The sequence below is a fragment of the Ramlibacter tataouinensis genome (assembly GCF_001580455.1).
GTDB classification, from domain to species: domain Bacteria; phylum Pseudomonadota; class Gammaproteobacteria; order Burkholderiales; family Burkholderiaceae_C; genus Ramlibacter; species Ramlibacter tataouinensis_B.
The window spans coordinates 4,624,906-4,641,299 of record NZ_CP010951.1; the positions used below are offsets into that span (position 1 = coordinate 4,624,906).

Consider the following 16,394-nt stretch of genomic DNA (forward strand, 5'->3'; position numbering starts at 1 on the left):
ATGGATGAGGCCTCGGCACGTCAGGTGATCCTGGTCGAGGCGATCGAGTCGGCCGACACGCAAGGGCGCCTGCTCAGCGCCGAGGAACGCGACCAGATCGACCGGGAGTCCAGGCTGGAAGCCCGGCGGCGCGATCCCGGGCGCGACCGGGTGCCCGACGAGGAGTTCATCCAGCTGCGCGCGGGGCGTGTGCTGGCGGCGGCCGGCGCGCGGCAACCCGGCCTGCTCACGCTGCAGCTGCCCGCGGGCTGGACGCGCTGGCTGGAGTGGCTGCTGCCGCTGGGCGCCTTCCTCGTCGGGGTCGCGACCGATGCCATTGGCGATCCGCATCGGGTCGACTTGGTCTCCCTCCCGCTGCTGGGCATCGTGGCCTGGAACCTGGCCGTCTACCTGGGGATCGCGGGCCATGCCTTGTGGCCGAAGCGCGCCGGCGCCAGCTCGTGGCTGGCGCCTGTCGGTCGCTGGGCGGACGGCACGCGGGCCCTGCGGCGCCGACCGGGAAGCGTCCAGGGGCAGGTCGCGGTGCGCTTCCACGCGCTCTGGTTCCAGGTCGCGCAGGCCCTGCACGTGCAGCGCAGCAAACGGGTGCTGCACTTGTGCGCAGCTGCCTGGGCCGGCGGGGTCATCGCATCGCTGCTGGTGCGAGGCCTGGTGGTCGAGTACCGGGTGGGGTGGGAAAGCACTTTCCTGGGGCCGCCGCAGGTGTTCGCCATCCTCAGCGTGCTCCGGCTGCCGGCCCTGCTGGTGGCGCCCTTCAGCGAGTTCACCGTGGACGACGTCGCGCAGCTGCGGTTCAGCAGCGGCGGTGGCGTCGCCGGCGGCGCGGCCTGGGTGTGGATGTACGTGGCGCTGCTGGTCACCGTGGTCATCCTGCCCCGGCTGGTGCTCGCCAGCTGGGCCGCCTGGCGGGAAAGCCGCCTCCGGCACCGGGTGCCCATGAACCTCCAGGAGGCCTATTACCAGCGCATCGTGTCGCTGCTCAAGGCGACCCGGGTGCAGCTCGCGGTGCTGGCGCCCCGCGATGAGGATCGCATGCGCCTGGTGCGCGTGATTGCGGAGAACGCCCAGGCACTGCCGGTTGTACTGTCCACCGAATTCGGCGACGTGCTGCGGCTGGTCGAGGTGCCGGATGCCGATCCGCCCGCAGCGCCCGGCGCCCCGGCCGCGGCGCCGGGGTGGCTGGCCCAGTGGCGCGGGCGGATCGGCCCGGACAACGGACCGCTGCCCTCGTCCGGCGATGCCACGCTGGCGCAGTTGCGCGACAGCGCCGACGTGGTCCTGCATGCCCAGGGTGGGCGACCGGAGCACGAGGCGGCGCTGCTTCAATGGCTCGGCAAGCCGGTGCTCGAGATCGACATGGGTTCCGGCCGCGGCCTGCCTTTCGAATCCTTCGGGCAATGCTGGATCCAGGATGAGACCCTGCTCGACGCCATTGCCAGGCGGCTGCCCGAGCTCAATCGCACCGGCTTCGAACGGATCGCGCGGCGCTGGCAGGAGCGCCATGAGGACAAGCTGGCCCTGTCGATGGCGGCGATTTCGGAACACCTGCTGTTCGCCGCGCGCCAGGTGGAGGAAGTGCAATCCGGCGCCCTCACGGTGAAGAGCCTGCTGCCGGCGGAGCGGCGGGCGCAGACCGACGCCCGGCAGGCGGCGATGGATGCGATCGTGCAGCGCCTGGACACATCGGCCGCGCGCATGGTGTCGGCCCTGCATCGGCTCCACGGGCTGGACGAGGCCGGCCGCGACATGGAGCACCGGCTGGAGGAGCGTTTCGTCGTGCAGCAGCCGGTGCACGCGCCCCAGGCCGGGGTGGCCGGCGCCGCGACAGGCGCTGCCATGGGGGCGTCCGTGGACCTGGTTGCCGGCGGCCTGACGCTCGGCGCGGCGGCGGCCCTGGGGGCGCTCCTCGGCGGCAGCGCCGCCTACATCGCCGCGGCCTGGAAGAATCGCGCCAGCCCAAACGGCACCACGGTTGTTCAACTCAGCGACGCCATGCTCGACGCGCTGCTGCAGGCGGCCTTGCTGCGCTATGTCGCCGTCGTGCACGGGGCGCGTGGCCGGCAGGAGCCGGACGGGGCGTGGAAGGCGCAGGTCGCCGAGGTCGCCGACGAACACCAGGAACCCCTGCCGGGCTACTGGAGCGACGCCCGGCGCGAGCCGCCGCCGGACTCGCTCGGGCCGCTGCTCTCGGGCACCCTGGCGGACATGGCGCGCGTGGTGCTGCGCCGGCTTCACCAGATGTAGCCGTGTGCAACAGGCGCTCCCCGACTACAGCAGAGCAAGGCGGCGTCCTACAGGAGACAGGCAGAGCTTGGGCGAGCATGGCTCTTCGTTTCAACAGGAGCCTCGACCATGCAGGATCTCAGCACTACGCCCGTCACCGCCTCGACGAACCCGACCGCTTCCAGCGCGCCCGAGCGGCGCCTGCGCGGGTTCGCGGCCATGTCTCCGGAGAAGAAGAAGGAAATCGCGAGCATGGGTGGCCGGGCCGCGCACGCCTGCGGCCGCGCTCACCAGTTCAGCAGCGAGGAAGCCCGCGCTGCCGGCAAGAAGCGCCACCAGCGCCCCACCGACCACCCCGCGAGCTGATCTGTTCGATACCTCGGCCGGGCTGGCAGGCCGGGCCGAGCGGTCGGGCAAATTTAACGAATAAGGCGCGATGCCGTGGCCCTGAATTGCGTGGTAACAAGCCTTATCAAGGCTTTTTCAGGGCGTCCTTGACGCCATCCTTGGCGTCGCCGATGCCCCCCCGGGCCTGCTGGTCCGGTTGCCGGTGAGCTTTCCCTGATCCCGGACTTTGCTTTCCGCAAAGCGGCTGTCCAAGCCTGCGCTGCGTGAGGCCAAGCCTGCAACCTGGACTGGCGCCTATTTCGTCGTGCCGCTGCCGGACGGTGAGCCGGAGCTTGCGCCACCGGGGGTCGATCCGGCGGCGCCGGAGCCGGTTCCGCCGGAAGGCGTGCCTGAGCCTGGCGCTCCCATGGCGGAGGCCGCCGGGGCCGCGGGGCTGGCTGCCGCACCCGGGCCAGTCGTTCCGGAGCTCGAGGCGCCCATGCCCGTCGTGCCTGAGCTCGAGGATCCTGAAGGTGAGGTGCTGCTCGGACTTGCGCCCATGCCGGTGCTGCTCGTGCTGCTGCCCGGGCTGGTCGCGGCGCTGCCGGGGCCGGGCGAGCTCAAGGGCGAGCCATACGAGCCCTGGCCGAGGGCCGTGCCGGCGCCCATCGCGGCGATGGCGGCGAGTGCGATGGCCACCACGGATGTGGAGCGTTGTATCGATCTCATGGGGATTCCTTGTGCCTGGAAATCACGCGAAGCGCGCCTGTGTCGCAAGGGCGAGCGGCATTCCCGGCCGCTGCCGCGCGGCAGTTCCCGTTCCTGATCAGGCGCCTTCTTGAAGGGTGCCCAGCGCGTTGCGCACGCGCCAGACGCCGGGAACGACGATGAGGGCCGAGAGGAGGGCGTCGCGCTCCTGGGGCAGCACTTCACCCGAGAGGCGGACCACGCCGCCTTCGACCGCGACCCGGATGGCGTCAGGCCGCGCGACCAGCTCCCCGATGCGCGCGCGAACGCGATCGCGCAGGAGGTCGTCGCTGATGCCCGACGGCTCGCGCCTCCAGTTGTCGATCGCCGCCACCGTGAGCCAGGTGGCCGCGGCGCCCAGCGCAAAGGCGGCCAGTGTCGCCAGCCAAGGGCTGTTCATGGGAAAGCCTTGCGGCAGGGTCCTGTCCATCATGCCGCCTTCTTGCCGGACCGCCTCGACTTGACGGGGGTCGTGGTGCTGGCCCGCGACGAGCTCTTGGTGGCGGCCGCGCGGCGCGGCCGCGCTTCGTCGTCATTGGCAGCGGCCTTGCGGCGGGTCGATCGTGCCGGCTTGGCCTCTTCGGCCTCTTCGGCCTCTTTGCTGGCCGCGGCACCGCCGCCCTTGCGCAGGCTGCGGCGCAGCAACTCGGTCAGGTCGATGATGTCCGCGCTGGTCTGGATCTCTTCGCCCTCCATCGGCTTGACCAGGTGTTCGCCTTCGCCCGCCTTGACCTTCTCGTCCACCAGCTGCTGCAGCTTGTCGCGGAACTCGTCGTGGTAGGCCTCGGGCTTCCACTTGTCCTCGAGATCGCCGACCAGCTGTTCGGCCATCTTGAGTTCGCGCTCGCTGATCTTGGTGTCGCTTTCCGCCGGCAGCGGCAGGCCGGCCGTGTCCCGCACTTCATCCGCCCAGCGCAGCAGCTCCAGCACCAGGCCCTGCTTGGTGGGCGTCAGGGCCGCCAGGTGTTGCCGCGTGGAGATCACCACCCGCGCGATGCCCACCTTGCCGGTGCGGCGCATGGTCTCCAGCAGCAGCATGTAGGGCTTGCCGCCTTTGGCGGCCGGCGCGACGTAATAAGGCTTGTTGTAGTAGGTGGTAGGGATCTGCGCGCCATCGATGAAAGCCTCGATCTCGATGGTCTGCGTCGACTTTGGAAGGGCCGTCTTGATTTCTTCGGGCGACAGGACGACGAATTGGTCCTTCTCGTACTCGAATCCCTTGACGACTTCTTCCCTGGACATGGCCTCGCCGGTGTTCTTGTTCACCTGCCGGTTGCCCACCGGGTTCATGGTGCGCTTGTCCAGCAGGTTGAACTTCATGCGGCTCTCGGCCGTGGCCGAATGCAGCGTGACCGGGATGTGGACGAGGCCGAAACTGATCGCCCCTTTCCACAAGGTGCGAGTGCTCGAAGGTGCCATGCGGCCACCATAGCGAATCCGCGGGCCGCGCCTGTAGGACGCGGCTGAAACCGCGCGTGCGCCCACGGCCCAGCCGGGCCAGCTCGAGGTGAGCCGGGCTAATCTATGAGCTTGTTCTTCAGCGCGTAGTAAGTCAGGTCGCTGTTGGACGTCAGGCCCATCTTTTCCATCAGCCGCGTGCGGTAGGTGCTGACGGTCTTGACGGAAAGCGACAGGGCGTTGGCGATCTCGCCGGCGGTCTCGCCCTTGGCGAGCTTCAGGAACACCTGGAATTCACGCTCCGACAGCAGGTCGTGGGCGGCGCTGCCCTCCTTGCGGTTGAGCTGCTGGGCGATCAGTTCCGCCACCGACGGCGAAATGTAGCGACGGCCGAGCGCAATGGTGCGGATCGCGTTCACGATCTCCAGCGGCTCGCATTCCTTGTTGAGGTAACCGCTGGCGCCCTGGCGGATGAGATTGACGGCGTACTGCTCCTCGGGATAGCCGGAGAGGATCAGGATGCCCACGTCGGGTGCCTTGGCGCGGATCATGGCCAGCGCGTCGATGCCGCTTTGGCCCGGCATCGACAAGTCCATGATCAGCACGTCGATCTCGGTGTTGCGCACCAGATCGATGGCCTCGCGGCCGCTCGCGGCCTCGCCGACCACCCGCAAATCGACCATCTCGGACAGGAATTGCCGCAAGCCGGCCCGCACGATCGCGTGGTCGTCGACGATCGCTACCTTGACAATGGAGTCGTTCATGCTTGGATCCGCAAACCTCAGCAGCCTTCCAGTTTGCGCCGCAAATGGGAGGGCGGGGTGCGATCCGGTGTGATTGCCGCGTAAATTGCGGCGTTGTCCTACAGCGCCTGGGCGCCATAGGACAACCGACGGGCCTCAGTGCGTGAAGGCAGCTGTTCCAGATCCGTTGAGCGTGGCCGCGAACACGCGTTGCAGCGATTCCAGCGTGGGGTCGCCGCCCTCCAGCGCGACATCACGGGCGCTGCTGACCATCTCGGCCTGCAGTTTCATGCCGGCGGTCGCGAGCTGCTGCCAGTATTGCGACGCTTCCTGCATGTTGAAGCGAATCAGTTCCGCCTGCACCGCCAGCAGGTCGTTGTAGTCGCAATCGCCCCGCAGGCGATGCATGGCTTCCTCATAGTGCTCGCTGGCGCGCTGCGCCGCATCCTGCTGGATCTGGCGCACTTCCTGCGACCCGCGGAACAACGCGCTTGCCGACTGTGCCATCAGCGCCAGCTGGCGCCGTGGCATCTCCGTGAAAAAGCTGAAGGTAGTGAAAGGCATTTCCGTCATCAGGCGCGCGGAATCTGCGCGCGAAGCCTTCGCTGTCATCTGCAATTGCCTCCTTGCGAAAGCGGGTCACCTTACCAGCGGCCCCCATCGCTTTTCGTGTCGCAATGCGAAGTGTTGACGGCCTTACCTCTCGCTACGTGAGGTCGGGTATCGTGTGCAGGGGAATGTCCTTCTCGACGGCCAGGCGGTCCAGTTCCTCGCAGCTTCGCCCAAGCAGGAAGCGCGCGATTGCCTCGTGCACAACCGGTGTGAACATCGCGCGGACGTCGCTCGCGGGGGCGCCTGCCGCCTCGCACAGCGCCGCGGCGAAATGCGGCTCCAGCGCGGCCACCGCCACCCGCCCGTTCCTGCACGGATACACGCGATAGCCGGCATGCGCGCCGCCGACCGCGCCCTCGGGCCGCGTGAGGCCCCATTGCCGCGGCAGGCCGACGTACGCAGCGGCCTCGGACAGTGCGACTTCGAGGTAAAGGCCGCGCGGCGTTTCCCCGGCGCCGGCATAGCGTTCGGACTGGTGCAGCGCCGCCTGCAGGACCGCTTCGCTGGCCATGAGCGAGCCGCTCATGTCGGCATACAGCGTGGCCGGCAGGTCGAGCCCCGGCACCAGGCCATGCCCGGCGAGATACGTGAGATCGTGCCCCGGCTCTTCGGCCTGCTCGCCGGGCGCGCCCACGATGGCCACATGGCACAGCGATGGATAGCGAGCCTGCAGCGTTTTCCACTCCAGGCCCAGCTTGCGCAGTGCCGATGGCCGGAAGGAGGTGAGCAGGATGTCGGTCTTGGCCAGTTCGCGGTGCAGCACCGTCTGGCCCGCTTGGGTCTTGAGGTCAGCGGTGATCACCTTCACGCCTTCGTGCAGCTGCGCGTAAGCGTGGGCGTTGTAGGCGGCCATGGGATCGCCCGCGGGCGGCTCGATCTTCACGCAGGTGGCGCCCATGCGCCGGCAGCGCATCAGGGCCGCCGGCCCCGGGAGATTCAGCGCGAAGCTGAGGATACGCGTGTGCGAAAGGAGGGCAGGAGCGGGGGCCATGGGTGGGCTCGGGAGTTTTGTGCAAGACTAGCAGACACAAGAGGACGAGATGGCCATGGAAGTGGATGCAGAGCACCTCAGGACCTGGGTTGGCCGCAGCGAAACCACCCGCGACGTGGTGACGGCGGGGCCGGTCCGCATGCTGGCGGCGACCCTGGACCTGCCGCCCGGAGATTTGCCCGCCGAACTGCCGCCGCTGTGGCATTGGCTGTATTTCCTGCCGGCCGCGCGGCAGTCCGAGTTGGGGCCGGACGGGCATCCGCGCCGCGGCGGCTTCCTGCCGCCGGTGCCACTGCCACGCCGCATGTGGGCCGGTGGAAGACTGGAATTCATGGCACCGCTCCGGATCGGAGAGGAGATCCAGCGGAGTTCCTTCATCGAGGATGTCGAAGTGAAATCCGGCCGCACCGGGCCGCTTTGCTTCGTGCGGGTGCGCCACGAGCTCACCGGCCGGCAGGGCCTGCTGCTGCGCGAGTTCCACGACATCGTGTATCGCGGCGACACGGTGGCCGGCAGCGCGGCGCCGCAATACGAACCCGCCCCGGCCGCCGGCGCCCGGCAGCGCGTGGTCCCCGACGACGTGCTGCTGTTCCGTTACTCCGCCCTGACCTTCAACGGCCATCGCATCCACTACGACCGGCGCTACGTGACGCAGGTCGAGGGCTACCCGGGGCTGGTGGTGCACGGTCCGCTGATGGCCACCCTGCTGGCGCAGCTGGCCGTGCGCGAGTTGCCCGGGCGCAGGCCCGCGTCGTTTTCGTTCCGCGCGCTCAAGCCGGTGTTCGACCTGCATCCCTTCGACGTGTGCGGCGCGCCGCAAGGCCCGGCGGCGATAGACCTGTGGATCCGCGACTTCGAGGGCCACAAGGCCATGGCCGCGCGCATGGAGTTCGCCGAATGAGCTGCAGGGCCGCTCCGAAGGCCGCCGACGGGGGCGGAGGTCGTCAATGAAGCCGCTCGATGGCGTGACGGTGGTCGCGCTGGAACACGCCATCGCCGCGCCCTTCGCGACCCGCCAACTGGCCGACCTGGGCGCCCGCGTGATCAAGGTGGAGCGGACCGGGGCCGGCGACTTCGCGCGCGGCTACGACACGCGCGTCAAGGGCCAGTCCTCGCACTTCGTCTGGGCCAACCGCGGCAAGGAGAGCCTCGCGCTCGACCTGAAGCAGGACGCCGCCCGCGAGGCCCTGATGCGCCTGGTGGACCGTGCCGACGTGGTGGTGCAGAACCTCGCGCCCGGCGCGGCCGAGCGCCTGGGGCTGGGCTGGGCGGCGCTTTCGGCGCGCAGGCCGTCGCTGATCCTGTGCGACATCTCCGGCTACGGCAACGATGGCCCCTATCGCGACAAGAAGGCCTACGACCTGTTGATCCAGGCCGAATCCGGCTTCCTGTCCGTGACCGGCACGCCGGGCGAAGTCGTGAAGGCCGGCATCTCGATCGCCGACATCGCCGCCGGCATGTACGCCTACACCAACGTGCTGGCGGCGCTGATCGAGCGCGGCCGCAGCGGCCGCGGCCGGCACATCGACGTCTCGATGCTGGAAGCCATGGCGGAGTGGATGGGGTATCCCCTGTACTACGCGTTCGAGGGCGCGATGCCGCCGCCGCGCGCGGGCGCCAGCCACGCGACCATCTATCCGTACGGGCCGTTCGACTGCGGGCACGCGATCGGCCAGCCGGGCACGGTGATGCTGGGATTGCAGAACGAGCGCGAGTGGCAGCTGTTCTGCGATCGCGTGCTGGGACGCACGGAACTCGCCGGCGATGCGCGCTTCAACACGAACTCGGTACGTTCGCAGCACCGGGGCCTGCTGCGCGCGGAGATCGACGCCGTCTTCGCCGGCCTGACGGCCGGGCAGGTGATCGAGCGGCTGGAGGCGGCACGCATCGCCAATGCCCAGGTCAACGACATGGATGGGCTGTGGTCGCATCAGCAATTGCGGGCGCGGCGGCGCTGGAGTGAAGTGGCGACGCCGGCCGGGCCGGTGGCGGCGCTCTGGCCGCCGGGCCAACGGCCGGGCGAGGCCCGCATGAATGCGGTCCCCGCGGTGGGGGAACATACCGATTTGATCCTGCGTGAGCTGGGATACGCTGACCCCGAGATTTCCGCCTTGCGTGCGAGCCAGGCGGTCTGATCGAGTCGAAGTCAGAGTTCCATAACAGCAGGAGACATCATGAAATTCCGTCGTTGGTTCCTGGCAGGCCTGGCCGGGTTGTTCGCCGCGGGCGCATTCGCGCAAAGCGACTGGCCGGCCCGTCCGATCACCCTGGTTGTTCCCTTCGCCGCAGGCGGCCCCACCGATGTGGTGGCGCGCACGCTCGGCGCATCCATGACCAAGTCGCTCGGCCAGACCGTGGTGGTCGAGAACAAGCTCGGCGCAGGAGGCACCATCGCGGCCGGCTACGTGGCCCGCGCCACCCCGGACGGCTACACCTTCTTCATCCATCACAACGGGATGGCCACGTCCACGGCGCTGTACCGCAAGCTTTCCTACAACGCGCTCGCCGACTTCGAGTACGTGAGCCAGGCGGTGGAGGTGCCGATGACGCTGCTGGCACGCAAGGACTTCCCGGCGAGCAACCTGAGCGAGCTCGTCGCCTACGTGAAGGCGAACCAGGCCAAGATCAACCTGGCCAACGCCGGGCTGGGGGCCGTGTCGCAGCTGTGCGGCCTGCTGCTGGAGCGCGAGCTGGGCGTGAAGCTGACGGCCGTGCCGTTCCAGGGCACCGCGCCGGCGATGAACGCGCTTCTGGCCGGCCAGGTCGACGTCCTCTGCGACCAGACCACGCAGACGATTCCGCAGATCAAGGCCGGCAACGTGAAGTTCTACGGCGTGACCACGAAGAATCGCATCAAGGCGCTGCCCGACGCACCAACCCTGGACGAGCAGGGGCTGAAGGGCTTCGAGCTGGTGGTGTGGCACGGCATCTACGCACCCAAAGGCACGCCCAAGCCGGTCCTCGACAAGATGAACCAGGCGGTGCGTGCCGCGCTGAAGGATCCGGCGGTGATCCAGCGCATGGCGGACCTGGGCGCGGAAATCGTTCCCGACAGCAAGCTCACGCCCGAGTCGCTGCAGGTGTGGCTCAAGTCCGAGATCGACAAGTGGGGGCCGATCATCAAGTCGACCGGCACTTTCGCCGACTAGGTGCAGGGATGAAGGCGCTGCCGCAGGCCGACCGCTTCGGCGAATTGCGCGAGGCATTGCGCGCCGCCTGCGGCGCCTTCGATGCCGCCTATTGGCAGGGTGTCGACGAACAGCGCGGCTACCCGGAAGCCTTCGTCGCCATGCTCACGCAGGGCGGTTGGCTGGCCGCCATGATCCCGCAGGAGTTCGGCGGCAGCGGCCTGGGCCTGGCCGAAGCCAGCGTGATCATGGAAGAGATCAACCGCTCCGGCGGCAACGCCGGCTCGTGCCATGGCCAGATGTACAACATGGGCACGCTGCTTCGGCACGGCTCCGAGGCGCAGAAGCGGCAATGGCTGCCGCGCATCGCCGCCGGTGAGGTCAGGCTGCAGTCCATGGGCGTCACCGAGCCGGCAGCCGGCACCGACACCTCGAAGATCCGCACCACGGCCGTGAGGCGATCCGGGCCCGGCGGCGACCGCTGGGTCATCAGCGGCCAGAAGGTCTGGATCTCGCGCGTGCAGCATTCAGACCTGATGATCCTGCTGGCGCGCACCACGCCGCTGTCGCAGGCCGCGCGCAAGACCGAAGGCATGTCGCTGTTCCTGGTCGAGGTGCAAGCCGCGCTGGCCCACGGCATGAGCGTGCGGCCGATCCGCAACATGGTCAACCACGAGACCAACGAGCTGTTCTTCGACGGCCTGGAGGTGGCGCACGAGCAGATGATCGGTCAAGAAGGGCAGGGCTTTCGCTACATCCTCGACGGGCTCAACGCCGAGCGCACCCTGATCGCGGCCGAGTGCATAGGCGACGCCTACTGGTTCATCGAGAAGGCCCGCCGCTATGCCAGCGAACGCGTGGTGTTCGACCGCCCGATCGGGCAGAACCAGGGGGTGCAGTTCCCGATTGCCCAGGCCTACATCGAGACCGAGGCCGCCAACCTGATGCGCTTCGCGGCCTGCGAGCTGTTCGATGCGCACAAGCCCTGCGGAGCCGAGGCGAACATGGCGAAGTACCTCGCGGCCAAGGCCTCCTGGGAGGCCGCCGAAGCCTGCCTGCAGACGCACGGCGGCTACGGCTTCGCGGCCGAGTACGACGTGGAACGCAAGTTCCGCGAGACGCGGCTGTATCAGGTCGCGCCCATCTCGACCAACCTGATCTACTCCTACATCGCCGAGCACGTGCTCGGCTTGCCGCGCTCGTTTTAGGCCCTAGAGGGGCAGGCCGACGTAGTTCTCGGCCATCACCGTGGACGCGGCCCTGGAGTGCACGAGGTAGTCCAGTTCCGCTTCCTGGAACTTCTGGGCAATCTCGCCTTCGCCGGGGAAGCGGTGCATGAGGCCGGTGAACCACCAGGAGAAGCGCTCGGCCTTCCAGATGCGCGACAGGCAGCGTTGCGAGTAGGTGTCCAGCCCGGCGTCGCTCTTTTCGCGGTAGTGCTCGATGAAGGCACTGGAGAGGTACTTCACATCCGTGGCCGCCAGGTTGAGTCCCTTGGCCCCGGTGGGCGGCACGATGTGCCCGGCATCGCCGGCCAGGAACATGCGGCCGAAGCGCAGCGGCTCGGTGACGAAGCTGCGCAGCGGGGCGATGCTCTTTTCGATGCTGGGCCCGGTGACCAGCTTCTCGCGCGCCTCGGGATCGAGGCGCAGTTTCAGCTCCTGCCAGAAGGCGTCATCCGACCATTCCTCGACCTTTTCCGTCAGCGGCACCTGCACGTAGTAGCGGCTGCGCGTGTGGCTGCGCATGGAGCACAGGGCGAATCCACGCGGGCTGTTCGCGTAGATCAGCTCGTCGTGCACCGGCGGCGTTTCCGAAAGCAGGCCAAGCCAGCCGAAGGGATAGACCTTCTCGTATTCGCGGATCGCGCTGCGCGGGGCGCTGGCCCGGCACACGCCATGGAAGCCGTCGCAACCGGCGATGAAGTCGCACTGGATCTCGTGCTTCTGGCCATCCTTCTCGTAGGTGACGCGCGGCCTGGCCGTATCGAAGTCGCTGACGGCGACGTTCAGGGCCTCGTACACGATCGGCAATTGCTGCTCGCGCCTCGCATCCATCAGGTCCCGGGTCAGCTCCGTCTGGCCGTAGACCATCACGTTCTTGCCGCCGGTCAGGCCGTTCATGTCGATGCGGTGGCGGCGGCCTCCGAACAGCAGGTCGATGCCGCCATGGACCAGCCCTTCGCGGTGCATGCGCGCGCCGACGCCGGCTTCGTCCATCAGGTCGATGCAGACCTGCTCGATGATGCCGGCGCGGATGCGCGAGAGCACGTAGTCGCCGGTATGGCGCTCGAGGATGATGTTGTCGATGCCGGCCTTGTGCAGCAGCTGGCCGAGCAGAAGGCCGGCGGGGCCGGCGCCGACAATGGCGACCTGGGTGCGCATGGATTGTCTCCTTGGGTTCTCCTGCAACGGAGCTTAGGCGCCGGCGGCAGGCGGCAGCAAGGCCAGGGGAGCAGCGTTGTGCGATGATTGCACACCTTGCGCGATCATCGCGCAACCTCTCGTTTCCCATGAGCATCGCGAAAGCCGACTACATCGAGGGCATGGCCAAGGGCATGGCTGTGCTGGAGAGTTTCGACACCGAGCGACAGCGCCTGAACGCGACGCTGGCCGCGCAGCGGGCCGGCATCACCCGCGCTGCGGCCCGCCGCCACCTGCTCACGCTGGCCCACCTCGGCTACCTGGAGACCGACGGCAGCTATTTCTGGCTGGCGCCCAAGGTGCTGCGCTTCTCCGGCAGCTACCTGGCCTCGGCCCGGCTGCCGCGCGTGGTGCAGCCGACCCTGGACCGGCTGGCGGCCCAGACCGGCGAGTCCTTCTCTGCCGTGGTGCTGGAAGGGGATGCGGCGGTGATCGTCGCCCGCAGCGGGGCGGCGCGCATGCTGGCCTACGGCATGCACCTGGGCGCGCGGCTACCGGCCCATGCCACCTCCACTGGCCGCGTGCTGCTGGCCGCGAAGGCGCGGTCCGAGTTCAACGCCTGGTTGAAGGGGCGCGAGCTGCCGCGGCTCACGGCCCGCACGACCGTGGATGCGGCCCGGTTCCGTGAGCTGATCGAGGCGGTGCGCCAACGCGACTACTGCCTGTCGAGCGAGGAACATGAGCTGGGCGTGCTCGCGCTGGCCGTTCCCCTGCGCAACATGCAGGGGCAGACGGTGGCAGCCCTGAATGTGGTCACCACGGCCCAGCGGCCACCGCGCAGCCTGGAGACGGTCCTGCTGCCGCTGCTGCTGGAGGCTGCCCGCGAATTGCGGGCCTTGCTGTAGCCGGCCCAGGGCCCGCCAAGCGCAGCCTTATTCGCAGGCGCGCATTAACAAACAACAACACAGTTGTTGGGAACCGCACCTGCGCTGCCGACAATCGACGTTTCGTCACCGGACCACCGTCCGCTGGGGACGCGCGCGCTTCCCAAGGGACCCAACAATCATGAATTTCAAGACCAAGACCTTCATCGCCGCCCTGGCCCTGGCCGCCAGCGGCCTGGCGCCGGCCCAGCAAAGCCTGCTGAACGTTTCCTACGATGTAGCCCGCGAGTTCTACAAGGACATCAACGCGGCCTTTGTTCCGTACTACAAGAAGACCACCGGCAAGGACGTCAAGATCGAGCAGTCGCATGCCGGTTCCAGCGCGCAGGCGCGCGCGGTGGCCGACGGTCTGGATGCCGACGTGGTGACCATGAACACCACCACCGACATCGAGTTCCTCGCCGAGAAGGGCGTGGTCGCCAAGGACTGGGCCAAGCGCTTCCCCGACAACGCGGCGCCGACCAGTTCCACCATGCTTTTCCTGGTGCGCAACGGCAATCCCAAGGGCGTCAAGGACTGGGACGACCTGATCAAGCCGGGCGTGCAGGTCGTCGTGGTCAACCCCAAGACCGGCGGCAACGGGCGCTACGCCTACCTCGCCGCCTGGGGCTACGTCAGGAAGAAGGGCGGCACCGACGCCCAGGCGCAGGAGTTCCTGACCAAGCTGTACAAGAACGTGCCGGTGCTGGCGCGCGGCGGCCGCGACGCCACGACGGCCTTCCTGCAGCGCAACACCGGCGACGTGCTGGTGACTTTCGAATCGGAAGTCGAGTCGGTGAACAAGGAATTCGGCGCCAACAAGGTGGACGTGGTCTACCCCTCGGTCAGCATCGTGGCCGAGAACCCGGTGGCCGTGGTCGAGCGCACCGTGGCCAAGAAAGGCACGGCCGATCTCGCCAAGGCCTACCTGAACTTCCTCTATTCCGATGAAGGCCAGGAAATCGCCGCCAAGCACAGCATCCGTCCGCGTTCCCAGGCGGTGCTGAAGAAGTACCCCGACACGTTCAAGCCGATCAAGCTGTTCACCGTGCAGGAGCTGTTCGGCTCGCTGTCCGAGGCGCAGAAGGTCCACTTCAACGACGGCGGCCAGTTCGACAAGATCTACACGGTCAAGTGATGGCCGGGGCTGCCGCCAGCCTCGCTGCGCCGCTTCCGGCCGCCGCCGCTCCCGGGCGCGGCGGCAGCAAGAAGGTGCTGCCCGGCTTCAACCTCACCCTCGGCTACACGCTGCTGTACCTGAGCCTGATCGTCCTGATCCCCCTGTCGGCGCTGGTTTTCAAGACCTTCACGCTGACCGGCGCGCAGTTCTGGGATGCGATCAGCTCGCCGCGTGTCCTGGCCTCCTACCGCCTGACCTTCGGCGCCTCGTTTGCCGCCGCGGTGGTCAATGTGGTGTTCGGGCTGCTGGTGGCCTGGGTGCTGGTGCGCTACAGCTTTCCGGGCAAGCGCATCGTCGACGCGCTGGTGGACCTGCCGTTCGCGCTGCCGACGGCGGTGGCCGGCATTTCGCTGACGGCGCTGCTGGCGGGCAATGGCTGGATCGGGCAGTACCTGGAGCCGCTGGGCATCAAGCTGGCCTTCAACCCGAACGGCGTGGTGATCGCCCTGATCTTCATCGGGCTGCCCTTCGTGGTGCGCACGGTGCAGCCGGTGCTGGAGGACACCGAGCGCGAGCTGGAGGAGGCCGCGATGTCGCTGGGCGCCACCCGCTGGCAGACCTTCAGCAAGGTGATCTTCCCCTCGATCGCGCCGGCGCTGCTCACCGGTTTCGCCATGGCTTTCGCGCGCGCGGTCGGCGAGTACGGCTCGGTGATCTTCATCGCCGGCAACATGCCCATGGTCTCGGAAATCACGCCGCTGATCATCATCGGCAAGCTGGAGCAGTACGACTACGCCGGCGCCACTGCGGTGGCCGTGGTGATGCTGGTCATCTCTTTCATCCTGCTGCTGGTGATCAACGGCCTGCAGGTCTGGCAGCGCCGGCGCTCGGGGGCGGCATGACCACTCTGACGCAAAAGCGCGTGGTCGCCACCGAGGCGGCCTGGGTCCGCACGACGCTGATCGCGCTGGCGCTCGGCTTCCTGCTGCTGTTCCTGGTGCTGCCGCTGGCGGCGGTGTTCACCGAAGCATTGCGCAAGGGATTCGCCGCCTACCTGGACGGGCTGCGCGAACCCGACGCCTGGTCGGCCATCCGGCTGACGCTGGTCACCGCGGCCATCGCGGTGCCGCTCAACCTGGTGTTCGGCGTCGCGGCGGCCTGGTGCATTGCCAAGTACGAGTTCCGCGGCAAGGCCTTCCTCACCACGCTGGTGGACCTGCCGTTCTCGGTGTCGCCGGTGGTGGCCGGCCTGATCTACGTGCTGATCTTCGGCGCGCAGGGCTGGTTCGGGCCGTGGCTGGCGGCGCACGACATCAAGATCATCTTCGCGGTGCCCGGGATCGTGCTGGCCACTGTCTTCGTCACCTTCCCCTTCATCGCGCGCGAGCTGATCCCGCTGATGCAGGCGCAGGGCAACGAAGAGGAGCAGGCGGCCATCGTGCTGGGCGCGAGCGGCTGGCAGACCTTCTGGCATGTGACGCTGCCCAACATCAAGTGGGGCCTGATCTACGGCGTGATCCTGTGCAATGCGCGGGCGATGGGCGAGTTCGGCGCCGTCTCGGTGGTGTCCGGCCACATCCGCGGGCAGACCAACACCATGCCGCTGCACGTGGAGATCCTCTACAACGAATACCAGTCGGTGGCTGCCTTTGCGGTGGCTTCGCTGCTGGCGCTGCTGGCCCTGGTCACCCTGGTGATCAAGTCGGTGGCGGAATGGAAGCATGAGCGAGAGATGAAGGCTGCTGCGGACCTGCCACCCGAGGCGCCCCCAACCCCGCCCTCCCCCCATGGGGGAGGGAGCAACCCAGTCAAGGCCTGA

Annotated in this window: 17 protein-coding genes; 11 read left to right on the forward strand and 6 right to left on the reverse strand. The window is 68.2% G+C overall.

Features of this window, described 5'->3' with window-relative positions; genetic code table 11:
- The 3 genes from UC35_RS21535 to UC35_RS21545 all read left to right on the forward strand — a co-directional run bounded on the left by UC35_RS21535 (window position 1) and on the right by UC35_RS21545 (window position 3,376).
- Window positions 1-2,244: a DUF3482 domain-containing protein gene (locus tag UC35_RS21535; protein WP_061503358.1), complete on the forward strand. Its 2,244-nt coding sequence runs from the start codon at window positions 1-3 to the stop codon at window positions 2,242-2,244.
- Between the two features lie 108 nt (window positions 2,245-2,352).
- Window positions 2,353-2,589, forward strand: a complete 237-nt coding sequence (locus UC35_RS21540; RefSeq protein ID WP_061503359.1) for a KGG domain-containing protein — start codon at window positions 2,353-2,355, stop codon at window positions 2,587-2,589.
- Window positions 2,590-2,797: 208 nt separating this feature from the next.
- Window positions 2,798-3,376, forward strand: a complete 579-nt coding sequence (locus UC35_RS21545; protein ID WP_061503360.1) for a hypothetical protein — start codon at window positions 2,798-2,800, stop codon at window positions 3,374-3,376.
- Here UC35_RS21545 and UC35_RS21550 read toward each other — a convergent pair whose 3' ends face one another.
- The 5 genes from UC35_RS21550 to UC35_RS21570 form a co-directional block, all read right to left on the reverse strand.
- Window positions 3,377-3,730, reverse strand: coding sequence for a BON domain-containing protein (locus tag UC35_RS21550; RefSeq protein ID WP_082793429.1), 354 nt, complete (start codon window positions 3,728-3,730; stop codon window positions 3,377-3,379).
- Window positions 3,727-4,716: a Ku protein gene (locus UC35_RS21555; protein ID WP_061503362.1), complete on the reverse strand. Its 990-nt coding sequence runs from the start codon at window positions 4,714-4,716 to the stop codon at window positions 3,727-3,729. The genes UC35_RS21550 and UC35_RS21555 overlap by 4 nt, the downstream gene beginning before the upstream one ends.
- 98 nt (window positions 4,717-4,814) lie before the next feature.
- Window positions 4,815-5,447, reverse strand: coding sequence for a response regulator transcription factor (locus UC35_RS21560; RefSeq protein WP_061503994.1), 633 nt, complete (start codon window positions 5,445-5,447; stop codon window positions 4,815-4,817).
- Window positions 5,448-5,594: 147 nt separating this feature from the next.
- Entirely contained in the window at window positions 5,595-6,050 is a 456-nt protein-coding gene (locus UC35_RS21565) for a phasin family protein (protein ID WP_061503363.1), read from the reverse strand.
- Window positions 6,051-6,144: 94 nt separating this feature from the next.
- Entirely contained in the window at window positions 6,145-7,041 is an 897-nt protein-coding gene (locus tag UC35_RS21570) for a CoA transferase (protein WP_061503364.1), read from the reverse strand.
- Between the two features lie 49 nt (window positions 7,042-7,090).
- On the opposite strand from UC35_RS21570, the gene UC35_RS21575 reads away from it, so the two are divergent.
- The 4 genes from UC35_RS21575 to UC35_RS21590 are packed head-to-tail and all read left to right on the forward strand — an operon-like array spanning window position 7,091 to window position 11,377.
- A complete protein-coding gene (locus UC35_RS21575) occupies window positions 7,091-7,942 on the forward strand; it encodes an FAS1-like dehydratase domain-containing protein (RefSeq protein WP_061503365.1) in 852 nt (283 codons plus the stop codon).
- 46 nt (window positions 7,943-7,988) lie between these two features.
- A complete protein-coding gene (locus UC35_RS21580; protein WP_061503366.1) occupies window positions 7,989-9,176 on the forward strand; it encodes a CaiB/BaiF CoA transferase family protein in 1,188 nt (395 codons plus the stop codon).
- Between the two features lie 39 nt (window positions 9,177-9,215).
- Complete coding sequence (locus UC35_RS21585; protein ID WP_061503367.1) at window positions 9,216-10,190, forward strand: tripartite tricarboxylate transporter substrate-binding protein; 975 nt, start codon at window positions 9,216-9,218, stop codon at window positions 10,188-10,190.
- Window positions 10,191-10,198: 8 nt separating this feature from the next.
- Window positions 10,199-11,377 (forward strand): acyl-CoA dehydrogenase family protein, encoded by a 1,179-nt coding sequence (locus UC35_RS21590; protein WP_061503368.1) that lies wholly within the window; start codon window positions 10,199-10,201, stop codon window positions 11,375-11,377.
- Window positions 11,378-11,380: 3 nt separating this feature from the next.
- Here the strand turns inward: UC35_RS21590 and pobA are convergent, their stop codons facing one another.
- The gene (gene pobA / locus UC35_RS21595; protein ID WP_061503369.1) at window positions 11,381-12,553 is read right to left on the reverse strand and encodes a 4-hydroxybenzoate 3-monooxygenase; all 1,173 of its coding nucleotides are present in this window, start codon (window positions 12,551-12,553) and stop codon (window positions 11,381-11,383) included.
- 128 nt (window positions 12,554-12,681) lie between these two features.
- Between pobA and UC35_RS21600 the strand changes: the two genes are divergently transcribed.
- The 4 genes from UC35_RS21600 to cysW all read left to right on the forward strand — a co-directional run bounded on the left by UC35_RS21600 (window position 12,682) and on the right by cysW (window position 16,394).
- Complete coding sequence (locus UC35_RS21600) at window positions 12,682-13,437, forward strand: IclR family transcriptional regulator domain-containing protein (RefSeq protein WP_061503370.1); 756 nt, start codon at window positions 12,682-12,684, stop codon at window positions 13,435-13,437.
- A gap of 160 nt (window positions 13,438-13,597) precedes the next feature.
- The gene (locus tag UC35_RS21605) at window positions 13,598-14,593 is read left to right on the forward strand and encodes a sulfate ABC transporter substrate-binding protein (protein WP_061503371.1); all 996 of its coding nucleotides are present in this window, start codon (window positions 13,598-13,600) and stop codon (window positions 14,591-14,593) included.
- On the forward strand, window positions 14,593-15,477 hold the full coding sequence (gene cysT, locus UC35_RS21610; protein WP_061503372.1) for a sulfate ABC transporter permease subunit CysT: 885 nt from the start codon (window positions 14,593-14,595) through the stop codon (window positions 15,475-15,477). The genes UC35_RS21605 and cysT overlap by 1 nt, the downstream gene beginning before the upstream one ends.
- Window positions 15,474-16,394 (forward strand): sulfate ABC transporter permease subunit CysW, encoded by a 921-nt coding sequence (cysW, locus tag UC35_RS21615; protein WP_061503373.1) that lies wholly within the window; start codon window positions 15,474-15,476, stop codon window positions 16,392-16,394. The genes cysT and cysW overlap by 4 nt, the downstream gene beginning before the upstream one ends.